Origin of the sequence: Deinococcus rhizophilus, assembly GCF_030271215.1 — a bacterium.
GTDB classification, from domain to species: domain Bacteria; phylum Deinococcota; class Deinococci; order Deinococcales; family Deinococcaceae; genus Deinococcus; species Deinococcus rhizophilus.
In genome coordinates this window covers 1-7,935 of the sequence record NZ_JASNGB010000133.1, presented here as the reverse complement: position 1 = coordinate 7,935, position 7,935 = coordinate 1, and the positions used below count along the sequence as shown (strand labels likewise).

General features: G+C 72.3%; 9 protein-coding genes. 3 read left to right on the top strand and 6 right to left on the bottom strand.

Features of this window, described 5'->3' with window-relative positions:
- The coding region (locus QOL99_RS12620) for a DUF4129 domain-containing protein (RefSeq protein WP_285524298.1) at window positions 1-205 on the top strand (205 nt) is incomplete at its 5' end.
- Window positions 206-237: 32 nt separating this feature from the next.
- On the opposite strand, the gene QOL99_RS12615 is transcribed toward QOL99_RS12620, so the two are convergent.
- Together QOL99_RS12615 and QOL99_RS12610 are read right to left on the bottom strand one after the other, a co-directional pair.
- A complete protein-coding gene (locus QOL99_RS12615; protein ID WP_285524297.1) occupies window positions 238-1,710 on the bottom strand; it encodes an ATP cone domain-containing protein in 1,473 nt (490 codons plus the stop codon).
- 17 nt (window positions 1,711-1,727) lie between these two features.
- Window positions 1,728-2,351: a TetR/AcrR family transcriptional regulator gene (locus QOL99_RS12610; RefSeq protein WP_285524294.1), complete on the bottom strand. Its 624-nt coding sequence runs from the start codon at window positions 2,349-2,351 to the stop codon at window positions 1,728-1,730.
- Window positions 2,352-2,483: 132 nt separating this feature from the next.
- Here QOL99_RS12610 and QOL99_RS12605 point away from each other — a divergent pair, with 132 nt between their 5' ends.
- Window positions 2,484-2,828 (top strand): hypothetical protein, encoded by a 345-nt coding sequence (locus QOL99_RS12605; RefSeq protein WP_285524292.1) that lies wholly within the window; start codon window positions 2,484-2,486, stop codon window positions 2,826-2,828.
- 75 nt (window positions 2,829-2,903) lie between these two features.
- Here the strand turns inward: QOL99_RS12605 and QOL99_RS12600 are convergent, their stop codons facing one another.
- Together QOL99_RS12600 and moaA are read right to left on the bottom strand one after the other, a co-directional pair.
- Window positions 2,904-3,596, bottom strand: a complete 693-nt coding sequence (locus tag QOL99_RS12600; protein ID WP_285524291.1) for a GntR family transcriptional regulator — start codon at window positions 3,594-3,596, stop codon at window positions 2,904-2,906.
- A 261-nt stretch (window positions 3,597-3,857) separates the two neighbouring features.
- Entirely contained in the window at window positions 3,858-4,868 is a 1,011-nt protein-coding gene (gene moaA, locus QOL99_RS12595; RefSeq protein ID WP_285524290.1) for a GTP 3',8-cyclase MoaA, read from the bottom strand.
- 154 nt (window positions 4,869-5,022) lie between these two features.
- Here moaA and acs point away from each other — a divergent pair, with 154 nt between their 5' ends.
- A complete protein-coding gene (gene acs / locus QOL99_RS12590) occupies window positions 5,023-6,975 on the top strand; it encodes an acetate--CoA ligase (protein ID WP_285524289.1) in 1,953 nt (650 codons plus the stop codon).
- Window positions 6,976-7,031: 56 nt separating this feature from the next.
- Here the strand turns inward: acs and QOL99_RS12585 are convergent, their stop codons facing one another.
- Together QOL99_RS12585 and QOL99_RS12580 are read right to left on the bottom strand one after the other, a co-directional pair.
- Entirely contained in the window at window positions 7,032-7,346 is a 315-nt protein-coding gene (locus QOL99_RS12585; RefSeq protein ID WP_285524300.1) for a VanZ family protein, read from the bottom strand.
- Between the two features lie 44 nt (window positions 7,347-7,390).
- Window positions 7,391-7,813, bottom strand: a complete 423-nt coding sequence (locus tag QOL99_RS12580; RefSeq protein WP_285524287.1) for a VOC family protein — start codon at window positions 7,811-7,813, stop codon at window positions 7,391-7,393.
- Between the last annotated feature and the right edge of the window lie 122 nt (window positions 7,814-7,935).

The following is a 7,935-nucleotide window of genomic DNA, read 5'->3' as shown; positions in this document are numbered from 1 at the left end:
GCTGAACGACCTCACCCGGCGCCTGCGCCTGCCCCGCGCTCCCGGCGAGACGGCGGCGGCCTACGGGGAGCGGGCCATAGAGCGCCACCCCCAGCAGGCTGACCCCATCCGCGCGGCGGTGGGCGCCTACCACCGCGCCCGCTACGGCGGGGACGGGGAGGCGGTGGCCGAGTTGCGGGCGGCGGTGAGGAAGGTCAGGCGGTAGGGACGGGCGGAGCGGGGGCAGGAAGCCGACCTCTACTCCCCGCCCCCCTCCTCCCCCAGCAGCGCGGCCCGTTCCCCCGGCGTCAGGGCGGCCATCACCCGGCGCAGGACCACGTCCACGGCCTGCTCAGCGCTCTCGTCGAGGGTCAGGCCGTCGAGCAGGGGCACGTCCTCGCGGCGGGCGAGTTCCTCGAGGTAGTCCTGCATGGTGCGGATCTCGCCGAAGTAGGCCATGTAGCGGTGCAGGGGCCGGCTGGCCGCCGTCTCGCGGTCGCGGGACTCGAAGTGGCGGCGGTGCTCGTCCTCGTCGGGCAGGGTCACCAGCATGGGCACCACCAGCGCCCCCGCGAAGTCGGCGGCCCGCAGGTAGCCGGGAACGAGGTGCACCCCCTCCAGCACCAGGCTGGTCCCCTCCTCGATGGCGCGGCGCACCACCGCCCCCAGCCCCACACTGACTTGCTGCACCTGATCGCGCAGCCCGGCGAGCAGTTCGGCGGGGGTCGGCCTGTCGGGGCGCGGCACGCCGGGGGGCAGCAGGGCCTCCCAGGCCTTGAAGGTGCTGGTGTGCAGGCCGGGCACGAGTTCGCGCGACACCATCGCCCGCATCACCTCGCGCACGGCGTCGGTGCCGATCACGCGGGTGATGCCCAGGCGGTAGGCGACCTCGGCGGCCAGGTAGCTCTTGCCCGTGCCGCTCACGCCCCCCAGCAACACGACGAGGGGGCGCGGCGGACGGCGGATCACCCGCAGCAGGCGGTAGCGGGCACTCACGTCGGGGCCGACCTCGTCGCGCAGCAGGGCTTCGACCTTCTCGCGGATGGCCTGACGGGTCACCAGACGGTCCTCGCTGCCGCGCAGGTCGCGCTGGGTCACGCGGGCCACCTTGCGGGCCACGTCGGGGGCGACCCCCGCCGCCAGCAGCGACTGCACCAGCAGCCCCTTGCTGAAGGGGGTGGGCGTGCCCCCGTCCCCGCTCACCACCCCCAGGCGCCCCCGGTTGCCCTTCAGAAAACGGTAGGTGCGGCGCAGGTGCTCGCCGTAGCGCCCGGCTAGCACGTCCTCGGTCATCTCGTCGAGTTCGGAGACCGTCAGCTCGCGCCGCCCGGACTGCCGCAGCCGCACGTCCACCGCGCTCGCCGTGCCGTAGGCGTCGCGCGGCGAGAGGCCGGTGTCTTCCAGCGTGCGGGCCAGCACCCCCCGGCTGAAGGGCAGCGTGCCCTTCTTGGCCTGCACGACGATGTCCACGAAGGCGGGGGTCTGCCGGGCGGCGGCGTCCGCGACCGCGTCTCCCAGCGCGTCCCGCGCGAGGTCCACCATCAGCGCCTGCAACTCGGCTGGCGTCACGGGCGAGCGCCGGGCGTGCCGCAGCGCCTGCTCGACCCGCCGGGCGACCGTCGCCGCTGCCGGGGCACCCGCCCCCGCGTTGACCAGCGACTCCACGACCAGCCCCCGGCTGAAGGGCCAGCTGTGCCGGGCGGTGCCGATGCTGAGTTCAGGCTGGGTCACGGCGGGTCCGCTCCCCTTCAGGACGGGCGGGCCGGGGCGTCGGGCCGCAGCGCCCCTTCCAGCAGCAGGTTCAGCGCCAGCCGCGTCTCCTCCTGCAGGGTGCGGTCGGTGCCGTAGGCGCTCCAGCGCAGGGCGACCAGCAGGTAGGTGTCCGCGATCAGGTTGCTGATGCGCTGGAGGCTCAGGTCGGTGCGAATCTGCCCGGCCTGGTGCAGCGGTTTCAAGATCAGCTCGATGACCTTGCTCAGCGGCAGGGCCTGATACGCGGTTCTGGCCCGCTCGGGGTTGGGGTTCATCACCTCGTACGCCAGCGGCGGGAAGAGGTCGCGCTCGCGGCCATTTTCCTCGGCGAGTTCGTCCCAGATCTCGTACAGGACCGTCAGGGGAGCGGTTCCCTCCGCGAGCCGCGCCTCGGCCCGGTCGCGCAGGCGCTCCATGACCTCCGAGCCGTAGTCGAGCAGCACGGCTTCCTTGTAGGGGTAGTAGTTGAAGAAGGTCCCGCGCGAGACGTTGCTGGCCCGCGCGATGTCGGTGGCGGTGGTGGCCTGAAAGCCGCCGCGCTTGAAGAGGTCGAGGGCCACGCTGTAGATCCGCGCGCGGCGGCGTTCTTTCTGACGCTCCCGGAGCGACGACGAATCCATGATCCCCCACATATAGCGCGTGGCGGTCCAAAATTGCACCCCGTTCAAGTGAGGACGTGGACGGTCCAACGCTCAAGGTCGGCTGAGGGAAGGGCGGTCCCCCGGCACCCGGCGGGCCTCCACGCTGAACCCATGAAGCCCCTGACGCCCCGCCTGCACGGCCTTGTCGACTACGCCGCCTGCGGCCTGATGCTCGCCGCCCCCGCCCTGCTGCGGCTCAGCCCGCAGGCCCGCACCGCCTCCTCTGCGCTGGCCGGGTCGTACCTGGGCGTCAGTGCGCTAACCGATTCCCCGCCCGCCGTCAGCCGCATGATCCCCTTCCCGCTGCACGGCAAGATCGAACTGGCGACCCTGCCTGTGCTGCTGCTGCTGAGCGCCCGCATGGAGGGCCGCGACCGCGCCTCCTTCCTGGGGCTGGCCGGGATGGTGGCCGGGGCCTACGCCCTGACGGACTGGACCGCCGCCCCCGACGCCTGAGCATCCGGGCAGCAGAGGGCCGCGCTGCCCGCGTTCAGGCGTCCGGGAGACCCGCGCGGGAAGCCCGGCTGTTCCTCATGGCTCGAAGCTGTCCTGAAAGGCGTAGCGGTCGCCGCGCACCCAGTAGTTGACGTAGGAGACGCGCTGCGGCCCGCTGTAGGTCGTGCGCCGCAGCAGGAAGGCGGCGGTGCCCAGCGGCACGCGCAGCAGCTCGGCTTCCTCCTGGCGCAGGTTGACGGCCTCCAGATTCTGTTCGACGCGGGTGATGGGCACGCCCAGCGAGATCATCACCTCGTGGATGCTCTCGGAGCCGAGGTCGTGGTCGAGCAGCGAGGGCACGAGCGCCGAATTGACGTACCGTTTCTCGATCACCAGTGCCTCGTCGCCCGCCGTGCGCAGGCGGTGGACGTACAGCACCGGGTCCCCGGCGTTCAGGTGCAGCACGGCGGCGATCTCGGGGGTGGCGCCGACCGTTATGGCCCGCAGCACATGGGTGCGGTGGTCAGGGTGCCGCGCCCACTCCTTGAAGGGCCGCACCCGGAACATGCCCTGGCGAAAGCGCTTCCCGGTGGGAAAGGTGCCCGCGCCCTGCACCCGGTAGACGTAGCCCTCGCGCTCCAGCTCGTCAATGGCACGGCGGGCGGTCATGCGCGAGACCTCGAACTCGCGGGCGAGCTGCGGTTCGCTGGGGAGGGGCAGGCCCTCGGTGTAGTGGCCGCCCAGCAGGCGGTCTTTGAGGGTGCTTTTGATCAGCGGATATTTCGCCATTGCTCGCCTCCCAGCCCGGCTGCGGGCGCAGGGGCTCTTGTGAGCGTTCATCTTAAGGATTGGTGTTCAGCAGACACAAGGTCAGGGGCCGGGTACGCGGCGGGGAACAGCACCCCCCGCACGGGATCATACGGATTCCGTCTGCTTCGTGAACGGACCGGAAGGACGCCGGTTTGTTCGCTCCACGCCCGGAACCCGTTTCTCTCCCACCCGCTCTGCCCGGATGGAATCACTGCGTCAACGATTCCATCGGAGTCCGTATCAGCCCCCGATGTGCGACATCTCGACCTTGCTCGCCGCCCGCCCGGGGGTGGCCTCGCCGCGCTCCTCGCTGTAGCGGTCCTGGCGGGCCTGCCAGACGGCAGCGACGCGCTCCCGCAGGTCCGCGTCCGACGCACCCGCCCGCAGCGGGGCCCGCAGGTCGGTGCCGGTCCCCGCGAAGAGGCAGGTGTACAGCACGCCGACCGCCGAGAGCCGCGCCCGCGAGCAGTCGCCGCAGAAGGGGGCCGTGACCGAGGAGATCAGCCCGACCTCGTGGCCCTGCGCGTCCTGGTAGCGGGCGGCGACCTCGCCCCGGTAGGAGGGGTTGACCGGGGCGAAGGCCAGGCCCGGTTCCGCCCCTGCAAGGCGGGCGAGCACCTCGCGCGAGGGCACCACCGCGTCCAGGTTCCAGCCGTTGTGGTTGCCCACGTCCATGAACTCGATAAAACGCACGGTCGCCCGGTCCCGCAGCGCCCGCCAGACGTCCGCGAGCCCGGCGTCGTTGACCCCGCGCTGCACCACCGTGTTCACCTTCACGCCCAGGCCCGCCCGCAGCGCGGCCTCGATCCCGTTCAGCACGCGCTCGGGGGCCACGTTCAGCCCGTTCATCCGCCCGAACACCTCCGGATCGAGGCTGTCGAGGCTGACCGTGACCCGCCGCAATCCCGCCGCCTTGAGGTCGGCCGCGAGCCGGGGAAGCAGCAGGCCGTTGGTGGTCAGGGCGATGTCCTCCACACCCCCGAGAGCCGCGAGGCGGCCCACCAGTTCCGGCAGGTCGCGCCTCAGCAGCGGCTCGCCCCCGGTCAGGCGCAGTTTCTGCACCCCCAGGGCCACAAAGGCGCGGGTCAGGCGCTCGATTTCCTCAAAGGAGAGCAGCTCCTCCCGCGGCAAGAAGGCGTAGTCCGGTCCGAACACGTCGGCGGGCATGCAGTACGTGCAGCGCAGATTGCAGCGGTCGGTCACGCTGACGCGCAGGTCACGCAGGGGCCGGTTCAGCCGGTCGAGAAGCACAGCCCCCACCATACGCTCCCCCTCCGGGGACATTGGCGAGCCCGGGCACCCTCGGCCTGGGGTGGGGCGACGCCCCCTCGCTTCCGCCCCGGCCCCGCACTACAGTGGGAGCCTCCACAGCCCTTCCCGCTGCCCCCTTCCCGGAGGTTTGCCCATGACCCACCAGGCCACCAACGACCATATCGACACCCTGCTGCACGAGAGCCGGGTGATCGCGCCCTCCGCCGAGTTCGTGGCCCGCGCCCGCGTGTCGCGCGAGGACTACGACCGGATGTACCGCCGCAGCCTCGACGACCCGGACGGCTTCTGGGGTGACGTGGCCGGAGAACTGCACTGGATGCGGCGCTGGGACCGGGTGCTGGACTGGCAGGAACCGCACGCGCAGTGGTTCGTGGGCGGGCAGACCAACGTGGCCCACAACGCGCTGGACCGTCAGGTGGCGGCGGGAAGGGGCGACAAGACCGCGATTCTCTGGGAGGGCGAGGACGGCGAGGTCCGGACCTACAGCTATTCGGAGCTGCTGCGCGAGGTCAAGCGGGCCGCCAATGCCCTGACCGCGCTGGGCGTGGAGCAGGGGGACCGGGTGACCCTCTACCTGCCGCTGATTCCGGAAGCCGCGATCGCCATGCTGGCCTGCGCCCGCATCGGCGCGGTGCACAGCGTGGTGTTCGGGGGCTTCTCGGTCTCGGCGCTCGCGGACCGCCTGGGCGACGCCGGAAGCAAGCTGCTGATCACCGCCGACGCGGGGCAGCGGCGGGGCGGGCTGGTGGGCCTCAAGGCCAACGCGGACGAGGCGGCGAGGAACACCCCCAGCCTGGAGCGGATGCTGGTGGTCTGCCGGGCGGACTGCGGCGTGCCCATGCAGCCGGGCCGCGACCTCTGGTGGCACGAGGCACTGGCGGAGGCCGGAGACGAGCACGAGGCGGCGCCCCTGGACAGCGAGCATCCCCTGTTCGTGCTGTACACCTCCGGCAGCACGGGCAAGCCCAAGGGCGTGCTGCACACGACGGGCGGGTACATGGTGGGCACCTACCTCACCACGCAGGCGGTGTTCGACCTGCGCGACGACGACGTGTACTGGTGTACCGCCGACGTGGGCTGGGTCACCGGGCACAGTTACAGCGTGTACGGGCCGCTGCTGAACGGCGCGACCGTGCTGATGTACGAGGGGGCGCCCAACCACCCCGACTGGGGCCGTTTCTGGAGACTCGTGGAGCGGCACCGCGTGACCATCCTCTACACCGCGCCGACGGCGATCCGCTCCTTCATGCGGCAGGGCGACGCGATTCCTGCCGGGTACGACCTGGGCAGCCTGCGCCTGCTGGGATCGGTGGGCGAGCCGATCAACCCCGAGGCGTGGATGTGGTACTCCCGCGTGATCGGCGGGGGGCGCTGCCCGGTGGTGGACACCTGGTGGCAGACCGAGACGGGCGCGATCATGCTGACCACCCTGCCCGGCGCCCACCCGGGCAAACCCGGCAGCGCGGGCCTCCCGATGTTCGGGGTCGAGCCCGCGATCATGACCAGAGACGGCGAGGAACTCGGCCCTGACGACGGCGGCCTGCTGGTCATCAAGCGGCCCTGGCCGTCCATGCTGCGGACCGTCTACGGCGACGACGAGCGCTACCGCAAGACCTACTGGGGCGAGATTCCGCACGTGTACTTCGCGGGGGACGGCGCCCGGCGCGACGCCGACGGTTACGTCACCGTGATGGGCCGGGTGGACGACGTGCTCAACGTCTCCGGGCACCGCCTGGGGACGATGGAGATCGAGTCGGCGCTGGTGGCGCATCCCGCCGTCGCGGAGGCCGCCGTGGTGGGGCGACCGGACGAGGTCAAGGGCGAGGGCGTGGTCGCCTTCGTGCTGCCGCAGTCAGGCTTCACGGTGAACGCGGGGGAGCTGCGGGCGCACGTCAGCCGTGAGATCGGGGCGCTGGCCCGGCCCGACGCCATCATCGTGGCCGACGCCCTGCCCAAGACCCGCAGCGGCAAGATCATGCGCCGCTTCCTGCGCCAGATCGCGGCGGGCAAATCCATCGAGGGCGACACCAGCACCCTGGAAGACCCCGGCGTGCTCGACCGGCTGGCGGCGACCCCGGTGGCCTGAGGGCGGTGTTCTCTCTCCAGAGAGAGGGTCGGGGAGCGCTCGGTCAGCCCCTCCAGTCAACGAACCGCGTCGTCCGCCCTGCGCCCGGCTCCCCGTCCCAGCGCCAGCCCCGCGCCCACGACCGCCCCGGCGAGGTCGAACAGCCAGTCGCTCAGGCCCGCCTCACGCCCCGGCACGAACGCCTGATGAACCTCGTCGGCCGCGCCGAACCACGCGGCGACCACCACGGCGACGCCCCATCGCCCGGTCGCCCGCGCCAGCGCGTAAGCCAGGGCGAGGTAGGCCAGGAAATGCGCCGCCCAGTCAAAGGGGTGCGGCAGCGGGGGGCCGGGCGTGTCGCTGCCCGAACTCAGCCACCAGATGGCCCCCATGATCAGCAGCGCCGGAACCCACCAGCCGGGCTGGGCCGCACGGCTCAATGCGCCGGGCCTCCTGCCGGATGCTCCACGAGTTCGATCAGGGTGCCCGCGCCCCACTTCGGGTGCAGGAAGGCGACGCGGGTCCCGGCGCGGCCCGGCGTGGGCGTCTCGGAGAGGAAGCGGGCGCCCTCGCCGCGCAGCCGGGCCATCTCGGCGTCCAGGTCCGCCACCCGGTAGGCGGTGTGGTGCAGGCCAGGGCCGCGCCTCTCCAGAAAGGCGGCGACCGGGCTGTCGGGGCGGGTGGGGGCCAGCAGCTCGATCAGGGTCGCGCCCACCACGAAGGCGCGGACCCGCACCCCCTGCGAGGCGACTTCCTCGTCGGGACCCTCGGGCGCGAGGCCCAGGGCGAGGTAGGGGGCACTTCCGGTGTCGAGGTCGGGCGCGGCGATGGCGACGTGATCGAGCAGGGTGACCGTCATGCCTCGCAGGGTAACGGCTGTGAAGCGGGGCCGTCCCGGCCCGTGCCGCGCCCGCGCTTGTCCCCGTACATGCGGGCGTCGGCGCGGCGCAGCGCCCCGGTCGCGCCCGGCTCGTCGCCCGG

What these genes read in the sequence shown, in the direction of transcription:
- QOL99_RS12605 (WP_285524292.1), top strand. Translation starts at nt 2,484, where the DNA reads ATGAAGCCCCTGACGCCCCGCCTGCACGGCCTTGTCGACTACGCCGCC.
- QOL99_RS12585 (WP_285524300.1), bottom strand. Translation starts at nt 7,346, where the DNA reads ATGGGGGCCATCTGGTGGCTGAGTTCGGGCAGCGACACGCCCGGCCCC.
- acs (WP_285524289.1), top strand. Translation starts at nt 5,023, where the DNA reads ATGACCCACCAGGCCACCAACGACCATATCGACACCCTGCTGCACGAG.
- QOL99_RS12580 (WP_285524287.1), bottom strand. Translation starts at nt 7,813, where the DNA reads ATGACGGTCACCCTGCTCGATCACGTCGCCATCGCCGCGCCCGACCTC.
- QOL99_RS12610 (WP_285524294.1), bottom strand. Translation starts at nt 2,351, where the DNA reads ATGGATTCGTCGTCGCTCCGGGAGCGTCAGAAAGAACGCCGCCGCGCG.
- QOL99_RS12600 (WP_285524291.1), bottom strand. Translation starts at nt 3,596, where the DNA reads ATGGCGAAATATCCGCTGATCAAAAGCACCCTCAAAGACCGCCTGCTG.